This window comes from Deltaproteobacteria bacterium RBG_16_64_85 (assembly GCA_001798885.1).
Classification (GTDB): Bacteria; Desulfobacterota; Deferrimicrobia; order Deferrimicrobiales; family Deferrimicrobiaceae; genus FEB-35.
In genome coordinates, this window is the sequence record MGQW01000007.1 from 53597 (window position 1) to 76382 (window position 22786).

Here is a 22786-nt window from a genome sequence, read left to right on the forward strand (position 1 = left end):
TCACCTCCTTTCTTCCCAACCTTCGGCCTATTTGGGGTAGGGATAAAAAATATAGAAGGAAATCGAAAGGGCCGCAAGTACCCACATCCCACGTGGAACTTCCATGTGCCTGCCGCTCAGGGTTTTCAACAGGGGATAGGCGATGATCCCCGCCGTCATACCTACGCCGATATTGTAGGTGAAGCTCATCAGCACGATGGTGAGGAAAGCCGGGATCAGTTCCGTGTAATCCTCGAAATCGATCCGGGTGACGGGGCGGATCATGAAAACCCCGATGATGATCAGCACCGCCCCGTACGCATGGGGTGGGACGGAGGTCAAGAGGGGGGCCAAGAAAAGCGAAAGCAAAAACAAGAACGCCACGACAAGGGAGGTGAACCCTGTCCTCCCCCCTTCCTCGATCCCGGCGGCGGATTCGATGTAGGCGCCGGTGGTCGTCGTCCCCAGCAAGGGCGCCACCGTGGTGGACAGAGCGTCGGCCAGCATCGGCTTTTCGATTTCCGGCAGGTTCCCTTGATCATCCAGCAGCCCGGCGCGGGCGGAAAGGCCGATGAGAGTCCCCACGGTATCCACGAACGCCATTACGAACATCGTCAGGATAACCGGGAAAAAGCTCACGCTCAAGGTCCCCGCGAGATCCAGCTTCAGCAGGATCGGGCGAGGATCGGGGGGAAGGCTCACCCACCGGCCGGGGGCCGGCGTCACCTTGAGCAGGAAGGACAGGAAGGTGGTGGCGAGGAGGCCGATGATGATGGCGCCGGGAACCCTCCGGATCATCAGCAGGACGATTGCGATGAACCCGAAGAGGGCCAGGAGGGCGGTGGGCTGGGAGATGTCGCCCAGGGAGACCGGGGCGCCGGGGACCCCCAGCCGAACGAGTCCCGTCTCGTTGAGCCCGATGAAGGTCAGGAAGAGCCCGATCCCCACGGCGAAGCTGTATTTCAGCGACTGCGGGAGGGATTCGGCCAGCCAGCTGCGGACCCTGAACACCGTCAGCAGGGTGAACAGAACACCGGCGATGAAGACCGCGCCCAGTGCGACCTGCCAGGAATACCCGAGGATCCCGACGACGGTAAACGCGACAAAGGCGTTCTCCCCCATGTAGGGAGCGATGGCGAAGGGGCGCCTGGCGTACAATCCCATCACCACGGTGCCGAACGCAGCGGCGAGGATCGTGGCCACCATGGAGGGCCCCTTGGGGATCCCTGCGGTGGAAAGGATCGCGGGGTTGACGATGATGATGTAGGCCATCGTCAGGAAGGTCGTTATGCCGGCGAGGATCTCCTGGCGGTAGCCGGTGCCGTGCCCCGCGAAGTCGAAGTAGTTCCTCACCCGTATTTCTCTTTCATCGGCCGCCTTCCGGGAGGAAATCCTGTCCAAATCATCATACAGGAATTACGATTCGGGGGGCCTCTCCCTCTCGCGAAGTTTGATCACGCGGAAGCCCTCGGCGTACTTCGGCGGGTCCGTGTGACCGGGGTTGTCGCTTTGGGCGGGCGCCCCTTTTTCACGGGCCTTCTCCGCTTCGCTTTTGCCCCATTCGAGGATTCTCCCCGACGGGTCCCATCCCCCGAGCTGGCTGGCGTGCGCCTTGAGCGCCTCGATCTTCGTGTCGATCGTGCCGGTGATGTCGACCCAGGTGTTCGGCGAGTGGGTCGAGCTGACGTAAACCGCCTGGACCTTGTGCGGGGTCCCCTCCTCGGGCCACAACAGCTCCATCTCGGCGGCGGGGAACACGGCCTCGAGCGCGGCCACACCCGCCGCGCGGTGGTCCGGATGGTTGATGTAGTTGTCGTTGTAGAACCACGCCTGGGGGTCGCCGCAGATCACGACTTCGGGCCGGAACCGGCGGATCTCGCGCACCAGCTCGCGGCGCAATTCCAGCGTGGGCTGCAGGGCGCAGTCGTCGTGTCGCAGGAAGACGACGTTCTTCACCCCGAGCACCCTTGCGGCAGCCCGCTCCTCCCTCTCTCGCGTCCGGGCCAGCGTCTCGCGCGTAAAGCTGCGGTCGTGGGTGCCGGCGTTTCCGCTCGTGATCACCACGAGCGTCACTTCGCACCCGGCCTTCGCCCATCCGGCGATCGTCCCGGCAACGGTGAATTCGGCGTCGTCGGGGTGGGCGAAGATCGCCATCGCGGATCCTGGAACATAGCCGGCATCGTATTTCAACATGGCGCTCCTCCCGATTTCAGATGCCGGAACGGGTCCTGCGGATTTAACCCTACCCGAAACCAACCCCCGAGAACAGTACTCAAAAAGATATGAATCTTCGATTTATGCTCGGTATGGCCGTCGTCAACCTGCTGCTGCTTGCGGCTGTCGTTGAAGCAGCGGGGAAAAACGATGCGGCCGGAGAGGGGCGTCGGATGGAAAATGCGACGTTCGCGGGGGGCTGCTTCTGGTGCATGGAGCACCCCTTCGACCGGCTGGAAGGCGTGGTATCCGTCACGTCCGGATACACGGGGGGCTCGAAGAAAAGCCCTACGTATCAGGAGGTTTCGGCCGGCGGTACCGGGCATGCGGAATCCGTCCAGATCCTTTACGACCCGGCGAAGATCGGTTACGGAAGGCTGCTGGACGTCTTCTGGCACAACATCGACCCCACCACGCCGGACCGGCAGTTCTGCGACGTGGGGAACCAATACCGTCCGGCCATCTTCTATCACAACGAAGAGCAGAAGCGGCTCGCCGAGGAATCGAGGCGGGAATTGGAAAAGACAAAGCCGTTCAAGGGAAGTGTCGTCACGGAGATCACTCCGGCGTCGGAGTTCTACCCCGCGGAGGATTACCATCAGAAGTATTACGAGAAGAACCCGATCCGGTACAAGTTTTACCGATACAACTGCGGCCGCGACCAGCGCTTGAAGGAACTCTGGGGGGCAAAATCAGGCTCGTGATCCGGCAACATAAACTAAATATTATTCAATACGATAAATAATACAATCTAAATATATACCTCATCAATTCCTTTGGCGATGCAAGCCCCTGGAATTCTATCCTAGCAGGTACTCCCGGCCCGTTTCCTTCGTCCGGCTCGATTTTAAAACCATTTAAGTTCCTTCCCGTTATTGCCGAAAAAGATTCAAAGACTCCGTTCCGTTCAGCCGGTCGCCGGGTTCGCCGGACAGCCGGAAGAAAGGTGCCGCCGGAAAGACCATGGGCAGAACAAAGAACCTCTCCAGGAAGGTAAAAATCTCTCTGAAGCGCGCCAGGAACTACACGCGCAAGACGAACAGCCCGGAGAGGGACCAGGGATACATCCGCTTCATTCTTTGCCTGGCCTTCAATATCTATCTCTTCCGGCACAAGTCCGTCCCGGCCGCCGTGCTTTGGGCCGCGGGAACCTACAATTTTTACTCCACCGTGATGCTGGTTTCCACCTTCATCCAGCCGGGAAAGAGTACGCTCAGGCGCGTTTCGGGTCTCACGCTCGACACCCTCATCATATGCTACTGCATGTTCCTCTCCGGGAAAGCCGGGGCTCCGCTGGTCCTCGTTCTGTTCTGGAACATGTTCGGCTACTCGTTCCGGTACGGGAAGAACTACCTTTTCTATGGTATGGCGCTCTGTATCGTGTTCTTCGGATCGGTCGTCGCTTACACGCCTTACTGGGTTGCGAACAAGGAAATGGGATACGGACTCCTCGTCGGGGTCGTTATGATCCCCGCCGTCTTTGTGGGGTTCATGACCAGCAAGGTCACGAAAGCCATGGAGAAGGCGGAGGTGGCCAACCGGGCGAAGTCGAGGTTCGTGGCCAACATGTCACACGAGATGCGCACCCCGCTGAACGGGATCCTCGGCACGGTAGAGCTCCTCACGGGGACGCACATGGACCCGGAGCAGCAGGAATACATATCCACCATAAAGGCATCCGCGGCCGCGCTCTTGTCGCTCGTCAACGACGTCCTGGATATCTCCAAGATCGAGGAAGGAAAGGTGTCGATCCATCCGGAGGACATGGACCTTCACGCCTTCGTCAAGACCACCGCCTCGATCGTCGCCCGCCAGGTCAAGGCGAAAGGCCTCCTGTTTCGGGTAATGGTATCCCCTGCCCTGCCGTTCTTCGTAAAGGGAGACTTGATCCGGATCCGGCAGGTCGTGACCAACCTGCTCTCCAACGCCGCAAAGTTCACGGAAAAGGGCGAGGTCGCCCTACGGGTCCTCAAAGAAGCCGAGGACGAGGAAACCGTGACGGTTCGCTTCGAAGTCGCCGACACGGGGATCGGCATGACGAAAGAAGCCAAGGCAACGATTTTCGAGCGGTTCACGCAGGCGGACGACTCGATCACGAGGAAATTCGGCGGAACGGGCCTGGGAACGACCATCTCCAAGGAGCTTGTCGATCTCATGGGCGGGAAGATCGGCGTCGAAAGCGAACCGGGGAAGGGAAGCACATTCTGGTTCACGGTCAAGTTGGAGAAGCAGCCGGATAGCGTGGCAGTGGCATCGATGAGCATGCCCATCTCCAGGACTCGGGTGCTGCTGGTCGCGGCGGACGACGCCGTCGCCGAAACGTTCAATGGATTCCTCATTTCCTGGGGTGTGAAGCACATCCGACGGGTGCACAACACGGGGCAGGCGTACGATTACGCCAGCCGCGTCACTCGGGACCGGTCGACCTGCCACGTCATGATCGTGACCAAAAAAGGGCTGAACGAAGATCCGTTCCGGTTCTCGGAGTCTTTACGGAGTATGGGCGCCTTGCAGAACATGCGTCTGGTGCTGATCGGCGACGGTCCCACCGGCACATCCGGCGAGGAGGCCTCGAAGCACGGGTACAGGGCCGTGGTGGAGTCGCCCGAGGCGCTGCGGGATCTCATAGGTGCCATGCATTACGTTCTCCCGTACGACGAGGACTGGCACGCGCCCATCCCCGTGGCCGCAGGGTCCGGCGCAACGATATCCCGCCCCCTGAAGATCCTCGTCGCCGAGGACAACCCGATTAACCAGATGGTCATCGCGAAGCTTCTGGAGCGGGCGGGGCATGAGGTCAAGGTCGTCGGGGACGGGCAGAGGGCGCTGGACGCGCTCCGGAACGACCCGCTCGACGTCGCCCTGCTCGATCTGAACATGCCGGTCATGGGCGGGCTGGAGACGGCAAGGAGGTACATGGCGGAGATGAAGGACAAGAACCCTGTTCCCCTCGTGGCGCTCACGGCCGACGCCACCCCGGAGTCGAGGAAGGCGTGCGATGAGGCCGGGATAAAGGCGTACATGACCAAGCCTTTCGAAACAAAGAAGGTTCTTTTCATTCTTCAAAACCTCACGTCGCAGGGCGACTTCCCGCAAGCAATAACCGTCGAAGAACCACCCCTGCCCGAACGTGTCAGGAAGGAGATCCGGCCGGGACTCGACGAGGCGACCATCGAGGAGATCGAAGCGATGGGCCCCACGAGGGATTTCGTGAAGAACCTCGTGTGGATATTTATCCGGGACAGCGAGAAGCGGATCCGGGAAATGGAGCTGGCCTCCGAGATGAAGAATATAAAGCGCTTATGCGACGCGGCTCACGCCCTGAAGGGAATGTCGGGCTCGATCGGCGCCCTCGCGGCCATGGACATCTGCGACCGGCTCCAGGGCATGCGGGGAATGGAAACGATGGCGGAACGGCTGGTCCTCGTGGAGGAGCTGAAGGAGGAGATCGCGAGGGTCAGGAAGGCGCTCGTTCGGAGGATCAGCACCGCCGACCCGGCATCCGGCGAAGGATTCGCTTGATACCGGCTAGCCTGCCCGATCGTGTCGAAGGCTTGACAGGTCGCCCGAAGCCTGCAGGACCGACCGTACAAGGTGCACGGCCGAGAAGTTCCCCGAAGTGACAAGGCGCACCGTCAGATCTCCGGGAAAAAGGCGCCTGGCGATCTCGGACGGTTCCATCCCCTCCCGGCGAAACTTCCCGATCTTGTGCGAAATCTCCTCATAGTAGGATAGTTTCCGCTCGATCTTCCTCGACGGCGAGCGGATGACGTTTCCCATTCCCGTAAACATGACTTCCGCTCCGAGCGCCGACAGTTTTCGAAGCGTCCTCGCCATCTCCAGGATATCGTAACCTTCCCTGAACACCCGGTCCCGCCCGCCGATAAAGGCATCTCCGGAGAAGAGCCATCCGCTGCTCTCCTCATAGAGCGCGACGTGATCCGGCGAGTGGCCCGGGGAGTGGATGACCTTGAACTTGTGCCGTTCCGTCCGGACCGCATTGCCGATCGGTTTTCCGACCGACGGCGACGGCTCGCCGAAAAAAAGTTTCTGGTAAGGAAGCAGGGAAAGCTTCCCGGGATTCGAGAGCACCGGCAGGGCTTTTTCGTGCGCCAGGATAGGGACGCTGCGTCTTTCCCCCAGGACAGCGTTGGCCCCCATATGGTCTTCGTGGGCATGAGTATTGACGATCGCCGAGAGGGGTTTTCCCGCAAGAGCTCCGGCGATCTTTCCGCAAAGGAGCGGAATCCCCGTATCGACGAGAAGTCCGTCCACGAGATAACAGGCAACGCGATAGAGGTCCTTCCCGAGAAACCGCCTCGCCATGACGAACTGGAGGACCCCCCCCTCGACAGTGCCGATCCTGAACATCTTCAGGCGATCGCCGAAGCCGGGAGAGAACGGACGTCCTTTGCCGGGTCCACGCGCTCCGCTTCGCGGAAAATCGTACCGCATATCCCCGCAAACGATTGGTACCGTTCTTCATCCTCCGTCAACGCGTGCAGCGCTTTCTCGTTCAACAGGAACCCCCCGTCCGCCGGCGTGTAGATTCCCTCGGGGATCAGGATTTCCCTCTCCAGCCTCTGAAGGGCTTCGTAGTGCGGCCTGATCCCTCTCCAGATCGCACGGAATGTGCTCAGCGCGACCTTCCGCCCCTCACGCCTGTGAAACCGGAAGGCCGCCTCGAAAATAGCGCGCTGAAGATCGCTCGGCAGCATCAGGGCGGGGAAGATGTTCACCGTGTGGCCGTTGACGTACTTGTCGAGGCGCCCCGGGATGTTGCGGTGCGACATCAGGATCTCGTCCACCGTCCCCGGCATGATCCCTCTCCCGTACACCTGGATGGTGAAGAGACCGATCCGTTCCCCGAACTCGGAGATGTTCACGACGTCCTCGTAGCGGTCCCCGTCGAAACCGGCCACGAAGGTTGCGAGCATTCCGATCCCGTTCCGGCGCAGGCACTCGGAGGCCGCGTAAAAGGTTTGCAGATCGGCCTTCTTCCTCATCTGGATGAGGCTCTGGCTGTTGATCGACTCCAGCCCCAGGCTGACGTTGGCGATCCCTCCCCTGGCCATCATCCGGATCGTCTTCTCCGGGAGCGACCCGGCGCCATCTACGAACTGATCGGCCCTGCAGAGGGCCGTCAGAATGGGCTTGTCGCTGCGACCCTCGAAAGTCCCGAGGATCCGGTGCATCAGTTCCTCCGTGTAGGAGGCATCTCCGCCGAAGAGGTTGTCGCAGACGACGAAGTTCCTGACCCCCGTATATTCGATCGCATGCACGATATCGTGAAGGACGTCGTCGATCGGGCGTACGAAGTAGCCCGACTTCCCGTACAGGCCGATCCAGGAGCAGAAGGAGCAGCAGAACTTGCAGCCACGCGAGGTCTGAAGGGGGATGTGGGCCTGGCGGAACCGTCGCCCCGCGGACTCCGCGCCTGGGACAATCGAAAAGTCGTACCGGTAGTCGATCCGCTCCACCCTGGACGGTTCCCGGTTGAACCGCCACGCTCCCGAAAGGTCGCGGTAGTGCAAGCCGGGGATCTGCGACAGCATCGAGTCTCTTGAAACCGGATCCGCCTCCTCGAGCGACATAAGGAGCGGGATCGTCGTGTCGTCCCCCTCGTAGGCCAGGAGGTAGTCGGCGTAGCGCTTGGCGTCTTCCGGGAACGTCGTGACATGCTCCCCCCCGGCGATGACGGGAACCGCGCCGCCCAGCCGTTCCCGGAGGCGCGAAAGGAACCTCTCGTTGTTGTCCGCCGTTGTGGTGAGACCGTTTACCAGGATGTACCGCGGCTCTTCGCGGGCGATTTTTTCGATGTCGATCTTTCCCACGTACGGCTCGAAAAGAAGGGACACGTCGTAGTCCGTCCGATCGGCCAGGATGGACGCGATCGCAAGCATCCCGTACCTGGGCATGACGATAAATTTTCCCAGATTGGGAACGGAAGGACTTAACTCGATGAGAAATATTTTTCCCGGCAATACCCCGCCCCTGCACACATCGGTGTACTCTCGGAGTTGTTATAGATATAATCAGATACGCAAATCCAAATCAAATTTTCGGAACAATTTCAAAACAGGACCCTCCGGTCCTGTGAATAGAATCATATAACCAGATTCTGAAAATGCAAATCTTATTTTATGAGGGGAAGTTGAGGTGGCGCATTCCAGGGAAAACTTCCCTTTTTGCGTTTTCTTCCGTAGTTGATGATTTTCTCTGCATCTTGGGATTTTTGCGGTCAGCTGCGCCGTCGGTGGTTATCGATGAGAGGAAACGTCTTCCCGTAGACGATCTGTTGGACCCCCCCCAGGAAATCAAGAGGAAAGCCAAGATCGATCCGGCTTACATCGTCCAGGCGCATCATCTGCTCCGGTGTCAATCCGATCTCCAAAGCCCCTATATTGTCCCGAAGCTGGGAGACTTTCGTGGCGCCGATAATCGGTACCATTACCCCGCGCCGGTGCTGCCTCACCCAGGCGATCGCAACCTGGGAGGCGCTGCGGCCCGTTTCCCTCGCCACCGACTCCGCCTCTTCGGCGATCCGCAGGTTCCGGTCGGTCAGGAACGCGTCGCCCCACTGCGCCGCCGCGGAGAAGCGGGTCTCCTTGGGGCGGTCCTCCCCCGCCTTGTATTTCCCCGTGAGGACGCCGCCTCCGAGCGTCCCCCATGGGGTCACGGCGAGATCCAGCGCCTCCGCCATCGGCAGTAGATCCCGCTCGGGAGTGCGCTCGATGAGACTGTAGGGGATCTGCAACCCGACGAACGGGGTCCACCCCTTCCAATCGGCGAAGGTGTTCGCACGTGCAACAACCCACGCCGGAGTGTCCGAGATCCCGACGTAGAGGACTTTGCCTGCGCGGACCGCGTCATCGAGGGCGCGCATCAGTTCGTCGGTGGGGGTCATGGGATCCCACGCGTGGACCCAGTAGAGGTCGATGTAATCGGTGCGAAGCCGCGCAAGACTGGCTTCCAGGGACTGCACCAGGTTCTTGCGATGGTTCCCTCCGCCGTTTGGATCGTCCGGCCGCATGTTCAGCGTGTACTTCGTGGCGATCACGAATCGCTCCCGCTCCGAGGCAACGAACTCGCCCACGAACCTTTCGCTCGTGCCGTTCGTGTAGTAATTGGCGGTGTCGATGAAGTTTCCGCCGGCCTCGGCGAACACCTCGAACATCCTGCGGCTCTCCTCCTTCGAAGCGCCCCACCCCCACTCGTCCCCGAAGGTCATGGCGCCCAGGCAAAGATCGGACACCCTCAGGCCGCTCCTTCCCAGCAACTTGTACCGCATGTTCCCCTCCTCATCTACGCGCAAGGAACTCGGACGGGTTACCGTATCCGGAGCGTTTAGATGTATTCCCCCTGGCTTACGTCTCGACCCACTCCTCCTGCAGGACCTCGCCCTGAATGCCGACGTTCACGTGCCGGATGGGGACCTTCCTCTTGCTCCCTTGCAGCGCCTGGACCGCCGTCGCCAGCAGTCCGTGACAGCACGGAACCTGCATGATCATCACCGTCAAGGTGTTGATCTTCGCCTCCTCGTACCAGTCCCTGATCTTTTCCACGTACGTCTCCTGTCCCCCGTCCAGCTTCGGGCAGGCAATCGCCAGGGCCTTCCCCTTCAGGAAATCGTTGTGGAAGTTCCCCATGGCAAACGGGACGCAATCGGCCGCCAGGACCACATCCGCCCCCTGGTAATAGGGCGCCTCGGGAGACACGAGGTGAAGCTGGATCGGCCACTGACGAAGCTGGGATGGGACCTTCGCCGCACCCCCTTCCCGGGAATCCTCCTTCTTGAACTCAACCGTCCGTGAACCCGGGCATCCTGAAAATCCGCTCATCGACTCCCCTCCGCGCTTTGAGCAAGAAACGTTTTTTCCAGTGTTCCGACAAACGACTCGTACTTCTCCTGTGCCTCATGGAACCGTTCGTCCACCTCGCGGAACCTCGCGAACATCTCCCCCACCTGGCGGGTCGAAAGGTTCCTGTCGATCCAGGGGTAGAGGATCTCGTCTTCCTTTTTGATGTGCTCCGTGAGGACCCCCGCATAGCCGTACAGGTTTTCGACGATTCCCCCGAAGTCTCTCCGCTCCAAGTCGTCGAGGATTTCCTTCACGTGGGCCCTGCCCCGTCGATGGTCTTCGAGCATCGCCTTGAGGATGTCGAGGCCAGGGTCGAAATATGCGAAAAGGATGTCCTCTTCCTTGGCGTGATGGGTTCGGTCCGCGTAGCTCCGTATGAAGTCCACCCCGTCGAGGATCAGCTTCCGGCCGGCCGTAGGTTCCACGCCGAGCCTCCCGGCGATTGCGGGGACCAGGGCGATGAATCGCTTGATCAGCTTGTGCTCGTCGACCAGCCGCTTCATGGGGGGCGACCAGGTGACCTTGCGGGGCTGCCCCGAACGGGATTTCCTCGCTTCCGGCAGCCTGACCGTCCGCCCGGGAGCGACAACGGAGGCGATCCGCATCATCAATGCCTCCTCGTACTCGGTGGACAGGTTATGGATCTCGACGATGTCGCTGAGCAGGCAGGTCCCCACGCTGCAGGGGACGCAGCCGATCCCGTAGTCCTCGAGGATCGCTCCGACCTGCGGGAACCGGTCGATCATCTCTTTGATGGGGGTCCTGAAAACCCGCTCCATGGCTGCTCCCTTCTCCAAATGAAACCCATTTTCCCGGAAGGAACCCCCGGTGTCCTTGACGGAAATCAAGCTCGAACCGCTTGCTTATGTGCAGGAAAACCTTGCGGATCAGACGCGGTATCTCTTCAAGACGCCGGAAGGGGGCCTGATCACCATCGAAGCGGAATACCGTCAGGTTTCCCACGGCGATCCCTGCCGGCCGGCAGAGGCCGCTCCTTTAAATTCCGCCGTTCTGCGGGCGACAGACACGGGAGTGGGGATGGACGCCGGAACGATCCTTCTGGTCGACGACGAGGACATGGTCCTGGATCTGGGAAAGACGATCCTATAGGCCGAAGGGTCCACCGTGCATGCTGCGGAAAGCGGCGAAAAAGCGCCGGAGCTTTTCCGGTCGGACGAGAAACGATTCGACCTCTTGGCAAGCCGTACATCCGCCAGGAGCTATTGAAGGCAGTCGGGTATACGACCGCCCCGCCGGATCCGTAACCGGACGCTTTCCGGGAACGTCGGCAGGCAGGGGCCCGGGCCGAAGCCCGGGCCCCTGCATTTCCCCTATGCCGCCTTTTCTTCGCGGATCAGTTTCCGCATTTTTTCCATTACATCCTTGGGGATTTCCGTCATCCCATGTTCTGCCTTTCCGTGCTCCAACGCCTTGCGGAAAAGCTCTTCTTCCGTCTCGCCCCGAGCCACGAAATCGCAATCGACACCTGCGTCCCTGCAACGAATGACCTTCGACATCGCCCACCTCCGTCCCCTCGATGAATTCAGGGGAATTTATAGGATTATTTTTTTCGTTCCGGGGTTTCCGAACGGGAGCAGATCGACCCCTGAGCCCATTATCTCGTCTCCAAGTGCCCCAGCCTCTTAAAGGCATGTTCAGATCTCAAGACCGAAACCCGGTCAGGGAATTTTTGCCGGTCTCCCCACCACACGTCAGCCACCGTCTCCAGTGGTGCGGAGACCGGGGGAAGCTGTATACTGGGCATGACAATGACCAGATACCCGACCGGCATCTTTTATCATCCCTCCTTTTCCCGGCGCAGCTATTTGACCGTCGGGGCGCGATTGGCCGACTTCCCAATAGCCCTGGACAGGATATTGAAGAGCGAGAATGTCAAACTTTACGAATCTGTGCCTATCCAGCTGGAATTACTACTGAAAGTCCATACTCCAGGTCTGATAGAAGAAGTAAAAGGAGATCCCCTTTGTTCCACCGCGTGGCACTCGGCGGGGGGAGTGGCGATGGCGGGAGAAAAAATCGCAGAAGGGGAAATCGCCAATGCCTTTGCCTTCATCGGTGCCGGCGGGCACCATTCGGGGAGGGATTATTTCGGGGGCTACTGCTGCTTCAACGATGTGGCTCTTTGCATCGTTAACCTGAGGGAGAAATACGGCTTCAAGCGTTTCGCTATCCTGGACACCGATGCCCACCACGGGGACGGTACCCGCGATTTTTTCCGGAACGATCCCGATATTCTCCATGTCTGTTTTTGCGGCATGAATTACGAATCCCCCGACGGCACGAAAGTGGATGTAGCCTATACCGATCCTCGGGGGGGGCGACGGGTCGAGCGGCCCATGAATGATTTTTATTTCGATCTGGTGGCGCAGCACTTCCCCCCCCGGGTCCGCCAATTCCAGCCCGACCTGATTTTCTGGTATTTCGGGTTCGACACCCACCAGGGCGACTACGGCGACATCGGCTTGACCGGGCCTTGCTACTGGAACATCGCAAATCTCATGCGGGAACTGGCGGGGAAGGTCTGCGGCGGGAAGCTGGAGGTGGTCCTGGGCGGCGGCTCCCACACCCAGTTGGCTACCTATCTGATACCGCCGGTGATCGAAAGATTGGCGGGGCTGGATTAACCTTTTTCCCCCGCCCGGTTTTTTCTATATACAGTATACAGTTGAGAATATGCTATAGTTCGTAGCAATGTTTTCAGTTGGATCGATACTCCCCATCCTCAAGGAGGCAGCCATGGCAAGGAAAAAGATTGCGGTTATCGGTGGCGGTCAGATCGGTGGCGTGCTCGCCCAGCTTTGTGCCCAGCGCGAACTCGGCGACGTCGTGCTGTTCGACATCGTCGAGGGGATGCCCCAGGGAAAGTGCCTCGACATCGCCGAGGCTTCCAAGATCGACGGTTTCGATATCTCCCTCAAGGGGACCAACAACTACGCGGATATCTCCGGCGCCGACATCATCATCGTCACGGCGGGCCTCCCCCGAAAGCCCGGCATGAGCCGCGACGACCTGATCGAGGTCAATTCGAAGATCATGAGCCAGGTCGCCGAGGGGATCAAGAAGTTCGCCCCCAAATCCTTCGTCGTCGTCCTCTCCAACCCGCTGGACGCCATGGTCACCCTCTGCCAGAGGATCACCGGCATTCCCTTCACCCGCGTCATCGGCCAGGCCGGGGTGCTCGACTCGGCCCGCTTCGCGACCTTCATCTCCTGGGAGCTCGGCGTCTCCGTCCGCGACGTGACGGCGATGACCCTGGGCGGCCACGGCGACGACATGGTGCCCCTGGTCCGCTACACCAGCGTGGCCGGGATCCCCGTCATGGAGCTTCTGGAGCAGAAGTACGGCAACGCCGCCAAGGCGAAGGAAGTCATGGATGCCCTGGTAAACCGCACCCGTAAGGCCGGCGGCGAGGTGGTCGCCCTCCTGAAGACCGGTTCCGCCTTCTACTCCCCGGCTGCCTCCACCATCGCCATGGTCGAGTCCGTCCTCAAGGACCAGAAGCGCGTCCTCCCCTCCTGCGTCTACCTGAACGGCGAGTTCGGCGTGAAGGGTTACTTCGTCGGCGTGCCTTGCATCCTGGGCGCAGGCGGCGTGGAGAAGATCATCGAGTTCAAGCTCAACGCCGAGGAGCAGGCGTTGATGGACAAGTCGGTAGCGGCCGTCAAGGGGCTGGTCGATACCCTCAAATAGATCGCAATGGGTACTGGCTTCCGGACCTGTTCAGCCGGGAGGCAGCAAGGAAGATCCGGCCGGAGGGGGCGTCACCCTCTTCCGGCCGGACCCTTTTGCGGACACCCGCGAACGAGACGGATCATGGTAAAGAAAACCCTTCCCCTACCCCCGAAAGACTGGCGGTTGGAAGCCATGCATGCGATCAAATCCTTCGATCCGTCGATTCAAACCGAGGCTTTCCGCATCCTGAAACGCCGCGAAGCCCAAACGGCATTCGTCTATATGATGGATGCAGCCGGTGGATTATTGAACCCGGGCGATTTCTATCATGCGCTGAGAATATGCTCCGACAGCGTCACCCCGCGGCGCCCGCCATTCGCCAGCCGGAAAAGGGCCAGGGAAATTGTTTCCGCGATCGACGTCGTGCTGGATTCCGGGGAAATCGCATTTTTCCTGAAGGAAACAAATGAAGGGCGCATCGCCAGGCGGCAACTGGAGAAGGCAAAAAAATTCGCAGGGGAATTTTCGAGAATCCCTAAAGGAGCCCGGGTCAAATACGAACAACAGGATTGTTTCCTGCGACTCTATAAGCTTTTCCAGGCAATTTATAATCGTCCCGTAATGAAGGCCATCAGGAGCTGGATGAAAGCCGCTTTTCCGCGCAGTGATTGGGGGGTGCGCCGGAGAAGCCGACAAGGTGTACGGGTATAGAGGCCGAATTTCCGCAACGAAACGGCTGACGGCTGCATCGAAAAAGCGAAGGATAAATTCAATGATTCGGGGTGTACGATGCAGGAGAAAACGGGAATCGTCACGTTCAAGGGTAAACCGGTGACTCTTCTGGGGCCGGAGATCCGCGTGGGGGACAAGGCCCCCGATTTCCGGGCGGTGGATAGCGGCCTGGCGCCGGTCACCCTTTCGGACTTCCAGGGGAGGATCAAGATCATCAGTTCCGTCCCTTCCCTGGATACCCCCGTCTGCGACATGGAAACGCGCCGTTTCAACCAGGAGGCGGCAAAGCTCCCCGAAAAGGTCGCGTTGATCACGATCAGCCTGGATCTGCCGTTCGCACAGAAGCGATGGTGCGCCGCCGCCGGAGTGGACCGGGTGAACGTCCTCTCCGATTACCAGGACCGCTCTTTCGCCCAGGCCTACGGAGTGCTGATCAAGGAGCTCAAGCTCCTGTCCCGGTCCATCTTCATCGTTGATGCGGACAACGTGGTCCGGTACGTCCAGCATGTCAAGGAAATCGGCATGGAACCCGACTACACCGCTGTCCTCGAGGCGGTCAAGAAGTTTTTGTAAGCGAGGACCCCCGTCCGCCACCTCACCCGCGATAGAATGATATCGTTTGGATCGAATCCACCCCCCGATATATCATTCCATCGAAAGCAGTGCGCTTTTCGTGGAGGTGGGAGATGGCCTCAAGGATCCTTTCCATCCTGATCGCGTTGTGCTGTGCCTTCCCGCTCTTCTCTCCTGATGCGATGTCCGCAACGGATACAAGCCCGTACAAAATGGAACTGTACACGGCACCCGATAACTCCTTCGCCCTCTACAAACCACCGGGCTGGAAAATCGACTCGCGGGCCATTGAAAACGGCAAGGGCATTACCGTGTCCGATCCCGGGGGCGGCTCCTTTGCCGTCATGAGAATCCTGAAGATGCGGAACCGGAACGAGAATTCCAAAACCCTCGTCTCCCGCACCTTGAAAAGTTTTCGCGCAGCCGTTTCCGGACTGGACCTGGCATGGGCCAGGAGCACCACGGACCACCGCAGGGCCGTGATCGAAATCCGGTACGCGAACCATCGAAAAATCCCGATGAGAGGCAGGTACTATTTCAACACGCAATACCCCGATGCCACGGTATTCGGCTACGAAACTCCTGACAAGGAGTTCGAAAAGCTGAGGCCCCTGCTGCTCTCGGTGCTGTCGAACTTCACGATCCTCGACCCCTCGGCCGCCGCGAAGCAGTCCGGCGCTTCCACTCCACGGGAAAAGGCGCTCGACCTGCGGATGACAAAAACCGTTTCGAAGGACCGCTCCTTCTCCCTCCTGGTCCCGGCGGGATGGAAGGTTGAAGGCGCCAAGGGACAGGTCCTCTGCACGACCCCCCACGACGGCATCGCCGGGTACATCGCCTCGACGATCCCGTTCTGGGGGCCCTCCAGGCTCCCGTATTTCGACAGCTCCCGGATCCAGGGCGTTATTCACTCCCCGTATACCCGACCCGTCGACGCCCTGATCCTCGCGATGAGGGTGACGGGCTCGCGCAATCACCAGGTCCTCGAACGCGCCTCCGACCCCGCCCAGGCCCGGGAAGCCTCCGCAGCACTGAACCGGGGCATCGACGTGGAAAGGGCCTTGCTGACCTTCGACAGCAGGACCGGCGTCCGTTGCGAAGGGTTCTACGAAGTGGCGGCCTTTCAACCTCTCCCTTCCGGGCAATGGAGTATCAACGTCATGGGGGTCTGGGCGCCGCAGAAGGAGTTTGCGGATTACTTGCCATCGTTGGCGAGGATGGCCGAGAGTTTCCAGATCAACGAACAGTTCGCCAAGGAGTATGTGCGCCGGGGTCTCGAAAACCTGAGACGGCTGACAAAGGAAACCGCGGAAAAGGCGGCGCGCAGCGCCCAGGACATCCGTGAAAGCTCCATGGCGGCGTACCGGGAACGGCAGAAAAGCATGGAATACATCGATTACAAGCGCACCGGCTACATCCGTGGGGAGCAGGAATGGGTGTCCCAGGCGGAAGGCGGCGCCCTCTACAAATCCGACCACTGGGGGCTGAGCCGTGAAGGGAAAACGGTGGTCGAAGGGCAGGACTTCAACTACTACAACTACAAGGGACAGAACCCGCGATACAACGAAACCATGACGCCCGTTGACATTTCGCGGGAAGTCTACGAGAGCGTCTACGGGAAGTGATCCTTCGATAGGGTGATATTGATGCAGCAACTCGGGCTATTTCCCTTTCTTCCCCCCTATAGGTATGTTAACCTACCTGCATGGGCAACCCTCTCACCCCGTCTCAACGGCAAGCCCTGACGTTCATCCGGGAGTTCATGGCGCACCACCGTTTCGCGCCCACGGCGAAAGAGATCGCCGACCGCTTCGGGATCGCCGAGAAAAACGGCTTCTATTACCTGGATGTCCTGGAACGCAAGGGGTACCTCCGGCGCGGGAAGCACCAGCCCCGCCGGATTGAGCTTTTAGGAGAGCCCCTGCCCCGATCTCCCGTACGGGTCCCCGTCCTGGGCCGGATCCCCGCCGGCAGCCCTTCGGAGGCGATCGAGGGCATCGAGGAGGAGCTTTTCCTGGACCCCTCCCTGCTCGGGGAGGGGGAGGTCTTCTCCCTGCGCGTCAAGGGGGACAGCATGGTGGAGGCCCACATCTGCGACGGGGATTACGTCCTCGTCCGGGCACAACCAGACGCCGAGGCCGGGGAAATCATCGTGGCGGTGATCGACGGAGAAGCCACGGTCAAACGGTTCGGCAGGCAAAGGGGAAAGGTCCGGCTCGAGGCGGCCAACCCGGCATACCCGCCGCTCGTCGTTCCCGTCGACTCCCCTTCCTTCCGCATCGCGGGCAAGGTCATCGGCGTTTTCCGGAAAGTTTAGGAGCAACCGCCACGATGTCCCGATGGCACCTGACCGGATGGGTGTTCGACGTCATTCCCGGCCCGGGCGGGATGACCGTCTGGTTCCGCACGGAGGCAGGGGAAACGGTATCCCTCTCCGCGCCTTTTTCCCCGTCCTTCGTGCTGGCGGGAAAAAACCTTGGGGAAGCAAGTCTCCGGGCGGCTTCGGCGCGGTGGAAGTGCTCCCTTACACAGGGGGAAGGCACCGAGTTCTTCTCCGGCAATGCGATCCCGGCGTGGACGTTTACGGTCGCCGCGCCGGCCCTTCTCGGATCCACCGTCCGTAAAGCGGAAAGGGCGTTCGGACCGGAAGCGCTGTTCAACGCCGACATCGCCCCGGAGCAGCAGTTCGCCTATGCCACCGGGCTCTACCCGCTCTCGCACGCACGCGTGGAGTGCACCGGCGACGACGGGACGATTCTTTCCTTCCGGATCCTCGATTCCCCGTGGGATATCGACGCACCCAGGCCATGCTTTTCGACGGCGCTTTTGAGAACGGAGGGCAAAGGTCACCCGGCGCACGGAAGGATTCGCCCGCTGGAGATCACCGCCGGCGGGATCACGCACATTCTCCAGTGGGAAAACGGGGCGGAGTTTCTCCGGGAGCTTCTGCGTCTCCTTGAAGAGATCGATCCCGACCTGCTCGTCACCGAGTACGGAGACGATTATCTCCTGCCGCGCCTGCTCGCCCTGGCCGGCCGGCTCCGGGTTCCCCTTTCCCTGGGGCGACGTGCGGCAAACGACAATATCCGCCGCGCCAAGGAGCGGTCGTACCTTTCCTACGGCCGCGTGGTCTTCCTGGCCGCGCCCCACACCCTTTCCGGCCGGTGGCACGTGGATGCCCGCAACTCCTTCCTCTTCGGAGAAACCGGCCTTCCCGGGCTCATCGAGCTCGCACGCCTCTCCGGCATTCCCCTGCAGCGCCTTGCCCGGACCTCGCCGGGGACGGCCATCTCCGCAATGCAAGTGGCAACCGCCCTGCGTCGCGGGATCCTGGTGCCCTACAAGAAGCGGGAGCCCGAGGAGTTCAAATCCGGAGTCGATCTCGTCGTAACCGACAAGGGGGGGCTTACCTATCTGCCGCGTCCCGGCCTGCACGAGAACGTGGGCGAGCTCGACTTCGCCTCGATGTACCCCTCCCTGATGGACCGCTACAACATCTCCCCCGAGACGATCAACTGCGGATGCTGCCGCCCCGGGTTCCCCGTCCCGGAGATCGGCGCCCACACGTGCGTCCGCCGGAGGGGGCTTGTCCCGGAAACGATCGCCCCGATCCTCTCCAAGCGGCGTCTTCTCAAGGAGCGGCAGACGGCAACGGCTTTTCCGGAGGAGCGGGACCTGTACCGGAAACGGCAGACGGCGCTCAAGTGGCTCCTCGTGGTCTGCTTCGGGTTTCTGGGATACCGGAACGCCCGTTTCGGCCGGATCGAGGCCCACGAGGCGGTGACCGCCTGGGGGCGGGAGAAGCTCCTTGCCGCCAAGGAGATCGCGGAGAGCTGCGGCTTCCTCTTCCTGCACGGGCTCACCGACGCCATCTGGGTCAAAAGGCAAGGCGCGGCGGCGGAGGATTACCGGGAGCTCGCAGAACGCATCACCGAGAAGACGGGGATGCCGATCGCGCTGGAAGGGATCTACCGGTGGCTCGCGTTTCTTCCATCGAAGCGAAATCCATCGGTGGCCGTCCCCAACCGGTTCGCGGGAGCGTTTTCAACCGGGGAAATCAAGACGCGCGGGATCGCGATGCGCCGCTCCGACACCCCGCCGATGGTAGCGGCTCTCCAGCGGGGGCTCCTGGAGCGGATGGCCGCGGCAGAAACCCTTTCCGACCTGCGGGCCCTGCTGCCGGAGCTTCGCGAGATCGTGAGGTGCGCCGTTGCCGAGCTTTACGAGGGACGCATTCCGCCGGAGGCACTGGCCATCGCAAGGCGCCTTTCCAAAGCGCCCGAACAGTACGTCGCCAACACCGCGGCTGCCGCGGTTACCCGTGAGCTGTGCGGACGCGGCGTGACGCTCCGACCAGGGTCGAAGATCCGGTATTTGCTGGCCGACGGAAAAGGGCGTGCGATGGGTTTTCTGGACGGGAACGAAACGCCGGATTTCACGCGATACGAAGAGATGCTGCGGGAGGCGGAAAAAGAATTGCTCGGTCTTATAGGGCCCACGGCAACTTGACATCCACCGGCGGGTGGATGGTAAATAGAGTATCGGCACCCTGTCTCCGAAGAGGAGCGAGGAAATGCACAAACGGTTCGCCGTGGTCCTTCTGGTGTTGGGATCGGTCCTGACGCCCGGCCTCTCCGCCGCCGCCCAGGCGACCATCGGCATGGTGCGGAACTCCGCGGGCGCGGCCACCGTCACCCGCGGGGGGCAGGTTCTCCCGGCTGCCGCAGGGACGAAGCTTGAAGCCGGCGACCTTCTCAACACCGGCTCCGACGGATCATTGGGCGTCATTCTCCGAGACAATTCCACCCTTTCCATTGGACCGGGAAGCCGACTGATCCTCCGGAGCTTCGTCTTCTCGCCTGCCGAGGGCAAACTCGGCCTGTTCTTCCAGCTCTCCAGGGGGACCCTGTCCTACCTCTCCGGCCTCATCGGCAAACTCGCCCCCGAGTCGGCTCGTTTCGAGACTCCGGTGGCCTCCATCGGCATCCGGGGAACCCGGTTCGCAATGAAAGTGGATGAGTAGCAGCGGCGCAAGTTCGGGTTCGCATGGAATACCGCGAACTCTCACGGCCTGCTTTCTCGTCCTTCTGCTGACCTCTGCATGCGCCACATCATCGCCCCGGGGCACCTTCATTCTCCTCCCCGACGAGAGCGGAAAAACCGGCGCCATCATTGTTTCCGGCAAAGAGGGCGAGCGTATCCTCACGGAGCCCCGGCAGGCCGTGAGGGTCGCCCCCGGCATCCCGCCGGGCGAGCCCTTCGTCCTGTCGGAGAAGGAGGTGCTCGCCGTGGCCGGCCCTGCCCTGGAGGCCCTCCCGAAGCCTCCGGTGCTGTTCATTCTCTATTTCAAGCATGACTCCACCGAGCTGACCGAAAAATCGCTGGCGATGGTGCAGGATGTGATGCGAACGATCCGTATACGTGCCCCGGTGGACATCAGCGTTGTGGGGCACACCGATACCGTCGGCGACCGGCCCTACAACTTCCAGCTCTCCCTCAAGCGCGCCAAGGCGATCGCCGCCCTCCTCATTGCGAAAGGGGTGGACCCGTCCATCCTCGAAATAACCTCCCACGGAAAAGACAATCCCCTCGTCCCCACCGGCGACCAGGTCCACGAACCACGGAACCGCCGCGTGGAGGTGACGGTGCGATAAGGTGCGACGCACGCCCCGTCCCTCCGTCCTTCCCATCCTCCTCGCGGGCTTCCTCCTCACCCTCTTCATGGCAGCCTTATGTCTCTGGCCCCCGCCTCTGACCGTCTTCCTGGAGGGGAAGATTTACGACTCGTTCCTGCGCTCCGCCTCCCGCCACCCGTTGACCGGCTCCGTGACGTTAGTGGACCTCGACGAGGCCAGCCTCGAGAGACTGGGACAATGGCCATGGCCCCGCTACCGGGTGGCCCGTCTCCTGGAGAGGATCCGGGAAGGGGGCGCCACGGCGGTGGGCCTCGACATGGTCTTCGCCGAACCCGACCGGACGTCGCTGGAACCCCTCTCTGGGGAAATCCGCCGCGACTTTGGGGTGCGCATCGGCCTGGCGGGGATCCCCCCGGAGGCGATGGACACCGACCGGACTCTGGCGGAGGCCCTTGCCGGCGGCCCCTTCGTTCTCGGCTACCAGTTCGATTTCGACGCGAGGAGGGGTGAGTCGTGCGTCCTGCACCCGCTGCGTGCGGCGGTGCGCTCGTACGGCCAGACGGAAGGCGCCGCGGGACTCTTCGACGCCCCTGGAGTCGTCTGCAACCTCCCCATCCTGGCGCGGGCGGCAGGATCTTCCGCCTTTTTCAATGTCACTCCGGACCCCGACGGGGTGCTGCGGCGCGTTCCCCTGGTGATCCGCCACAGGGGCCTCCTCTACCCGAGCCTCGCCTTGGCCGTCTTCTTGCGTGCCCGCGGCGGCGATACGGTCCTGGAGACAGGGCCGGAGGGGGTCGAAGCGCTGCGACTGGAAGGGAGGAGCATCCCCCTCGACCGGAGAGGGAACCTCCTGGTGAACTTCCGCGGCGGCCGCCACACCTTCCCCCACGTTCCCGCCGCGGCAATCCTTGACGGCACGGCAGACCCCGACGCGCTGAAGGGGCAGATGGTCATCCTCGGGACCACTGCAACGGGACTCCATGAGATTCGGACCACACCGCTGGAAGCCTCCCAGCCGGGGGCCGAGATCCACGCCACCGTCCTCGACAACCTCCTGGCGGGGGACCCGATTGCGCAGCCCAGGTGGGCGCGTGGGCTCCAGATCCTTCTTGTCCTCGTCCCGGGTTTTCTGCTGACGGCCCTCTTGACCCGGGCCCGCCCCGTCTGGGGTCTCCCTGCAATCATCCCCGCCACCGCAGGCATCTGGCTCGTCTCCTTCTGGTACCTTACCCACCGGCAAGTCTTCCTCCCGCCGCTCATGCCGGTGGCCACGCTGGCGCTCGTTTTCACCCTTCTTACATCGCTGCGCTTCCTGCAGGCCGACCGGGAGATGCGGGAGCGGACCCGGAAACTGGCCCTCACGCAGGACGCCATCATCCAGAGCCTGGCCGCGCTGGCCGAGACCCGCCACCACGAGACCGGCGGACACATCCAGCGCACCCGACACTATATGCGGGTCCTGGCCATGCACCTGCGGGACCACCCCCGCTTTTTTCGCTACCTGGACGATGGCGTGGTGGACCTCCTCTTCCGCCTTGCCCCGCTCCACGACATCGGCAAAGTGGGAGTGCGCGACCAGATCCTTCTCAAGCAGGACCGGCTGACCCCGGAAGAGTATGAAGAGATGAAAAAGCACACTCTCTACGGCTCGGAGACGATCCGGCTGTCGAAAAACTTCCTGGGGGAGGATTCGTTCCTCGAGATCGCCGATGAGATCGCCGTCTTCCACCACGAGAGGTGGGACGGAACGGGCTATCCGCAAGGCCTCAAGGGAGATGAGATTCCCATACCGGGGCGCTTCATGGCGGTGGCCGATGCCTACGACGCCATCATCAGCCCTCGAGTGTACAAACCCGCCCTCCCCCACGAGGAGGCGGTGCGCATCCTGCGCGAGAAGCGGGGGACGCACTTCGACCCCGACGTGGTGGACGCATTCCTGGAGGTCCAGGACGAATTCCGGGAGATCGCTATCCGTTTTGTCGGAATCGGCGTGGAGCCCGAGCCACCTGCAAGTTTCTGACTGTGTTTCCAAGCCGCGCCATCCGTTCAAGCGCGCTCCGGTTCCGGACACGGATACAGAAGGCCTGCGCCCACGCT

Annotated in this window: 21 protein-coding genes; 13 read left to right on the forward strand and 8 right to left on the reverse strand. The window is 61.4% G+C overall.

The features are described 5' to 3' along the window. Nucleotides 1-27 precede the first annotated feature (27 nt). On the reverse strand, nt 28-1332 hold the full coding sequence (locus tag A2Z13_09060) for a guanine permease (GenBank protein ID OGP81290.1): 1305 nt from the start codon (nt 1330-1332) through the stop codon (nt 28-30). A 63-nt stretch (nt 1333-1395) separates the two neighbouring features. Further along, nucleotides 1396-2172, reverse strand: coding sequence for a hypothetical protein (locus A2Z13_09065; GenBank protein OGP81259.1), 777 nt, complete (start codon nt 2170-2172; stop codon nt 1396-1398). A 113-nt stretch (nt 2173-2285) separates the two neighbouring features. Here A2Z13_09065 and A2Z13_09070 point away from each other — a divergent pair, with 113 nt between their 5' ends. Together A2Z13_09070 and A2Z13_09075 are read left to right on the forward strand one after the other, a co-directional pair. Further along, nucleotides 2286-2897, forward strand: a complete 612-nt coding sequence (locus A2Z13_09070) for a peptide-methionine (S)-S-oxide reductase (GenBank protein OGP81291.1) — start codon at nt 2286-2288, stop codon at nt 2895-2897. Between the two features lie 259 nt (nt 2898-3156). Continuing rightward, entirely contained in the window at nt 3157-5715 is a 2559-nt protein-coding gene (locus A2Z13_09075) for a hypothetical protein (GenBank protein ID OGP81260.1), read from the forward strand. Between the two features lie 6 nt (nt 5716-5721). Here the strand turns inward: A2Z13_09075 and A2Z13_09080 are convergent, their stop codons facing one another. From A2Z13_09080 to A2Z13_09100, 5 genes are all read right to left on the reverse strand, one after another. Further along, complete coding sequence (locus A2Z13_09080) at nt 5722-6564, reverse strand: hypothetical protein (protein OGP81261.1); 843 nt, start codon at nt 6562-6564, stop codon at nt 5722-5724. 2 nt (nt 6565-6566) lie between these two features. Further along, nucleotides 6567-8111, reverse strand: a complete 1545-nt coding sequence (locus A2Z13_09085; protein ID OGP81262.1) for a hypothetical protein — start codon at nt 8109-8111, stop codon at nt 6567-6569. Between the two features lie 323 nt (nt 8112-8434). Then, nucleotides 8435-9484, reverse strand: a complete 1050-nt coding sequence (locus A2Z13_09090; GenBank protein OGP81263.1) for an aldo/keto reductase — start codon at nt 9482-9484, stop codon at nt 8435-8437. Nucleotides 9485-9560: 76 nt separating this feature from the next. Then, the gene (locus A2Z13_09095) at nt 9561-10034 is read right to left on the reverse strand and encodes a 4Fe-4S ferredoxin (GenBank protein OGP81264.1); all 474 of its coding nucleotides are present in this window, start codon (nt 10032-10034) and stop codon (nt 9561-9563) included. Then, nucleotides 10031-10834, reverse strand: coding sequence for a hypothetical protein (locus A2Z13_09100; protein ID OGP81265.1), 804 nt, complete (start codon nt 10832-10834; stop codon nt 10031-10033). The genes A2Z13_09095 and A2Z13_09100 overlap by 4 nt, the downstream gene beginning before the upstream one ends. Nucleotides 10835-10883: 49 nt before the next feature. Between A2Z13_09100 and A2Z13_09105 the strand changes: the two genes are divergently transcribed. Next, complete coding sequence (locus A2Z13_09105) at nt 10884-11165, forward strand: hypothetical protein (protein ID OGP81266.1); 282 nt, start codon at nt 10884-10886, stop codon at nt 11163-11165. A 221-nt stretch (nt 11166-11386) separates the two neighbouring features. On the opposite strand, the gene A2Z13_09110 is transcribed toward A2Z13_09105, so the two are convergent. After that, entirely contained in the window at nt 11387-11572 is a 186-nt protein-coding gene (locus A2Z13_09110) for a hypothetical protein (GenBank protein OGP81267.1), read from the reverse strand. 252 nt (nt 11573-11824) lie between these two features. Between A2Z13_09110 and A2Z13_09115 the strand changes: the two genes are divergently transcribed. From A2Z13_09115 to A2Z13_09160, 10 genes are all read left to right on the forward strand, one after another. Then, complete coding sequence (locus tag A2Z13_09115) at nt 11825-12700, forward strand: histone deacetylase (GenBank protein OGP81292.1); 876 nt, start codon at nt 11825-11827, stop codon at nt 12698-12700. A 112-nt stretch (nt 12701-12812) separates the two neighbouring features. Further along, nucleotides 12813-13766, forward strand: a complete 954-nt coding sequence (locus A2Z13_09120; protein ID OGP81268.1) for a malate dehydrogenase — start codon at nt 12813-12815, stop codon at nt 13764-13766. Between the two features lie 123 nt (nt 13767-13889). Then, nucleotides 13890-14459 carry a hypothetical protein gene (locus A2Z13_09125; GenBank protein ID OGP81269.1) on the forward strand — a complete coding sequence of 190 codons (570 nt, stop codon included), beginning with the start codon at nt 13890-13892 and terminating at the stop codon, nt 14457-14459. A 78-nt stretch (nt 14460-14537) separates the two neighbouring features. Then, nucleotides 14538-15053: a lipid hydroperoxide peroxidase gene (locus tag A2Z13_09130; protein ID OGP81270.1), complete on the forward strand. Its 516-nt coding sequence runs from the start codon at nt 14538-14540 to the stop codon at nt 15051-15053. A 113-nt stretch (nt 15054-15166) separates the two neighbouring features. Then, entirely contained in the window at nt 15167-16678 is a 1512-nt protein-coding gene (locus tag A2Z13_09135) for a hypothetical protein (protein ID OGP81271.1), read from the forward strand. A gap of 80 nt (nt 16679-16758) precedes the next feature. Next, a complete protein-coding gene (locus tag A2Z13_09140; protein ID OGP81272.1) occupies nt 16759-17370 on the forward strand; it encodes a repressor LexA in 612 nt (203 codons plus the stop codon). Between the two features lie 14 nt (nt 17371-17384). Further along, nucleotides 17385-19562, forward strand: coding sequence for a hypothetical protein (locus A2Z13_09145; GenBank protein OGP81273.1), 2178 nt, complete (start codon nt 17385-17387; stop codon nt 19560-19562). Nucleotides 19563-19626: 64 nt separating this feature from the next. Continuing rightward, nucleotides 19627-20076: a hypothetical protein gene (locus A2Z13_09150; protein ID OGP81274.1), complete on the forward strand. Its 450-nt coding sequence runs from the start codon at nt 19627-19629 to the stop codon at nt 20074-20076. A gap of 28 nt (nt 20077-20104) precedes the next feature. Then, nucleotides 20105-20707, forward strand: coding sequence for a hypothetical protein (locus A2Z13_09155; GenBank protein OGP81293.1), 603 nt, complete (start codon nt 20105-20107; stop codon nt 20705-20707). A gap of 67 nt (nt 20708-20774) precedes the next feature. Beyond that, the gene (locus A2Z13_09160; protein OGP81294.1) at nt 20775-22709 is read left to right on the forward strand and encodes a hypothetical protein; all 1935 of its coding nucleotides are present in this window, start codon (nt 20775-20777) and stop codon (nt 22707-22709) included. The last annotated feature ends 77 nt before the right edge of the window (nt 22710-22786 follow it).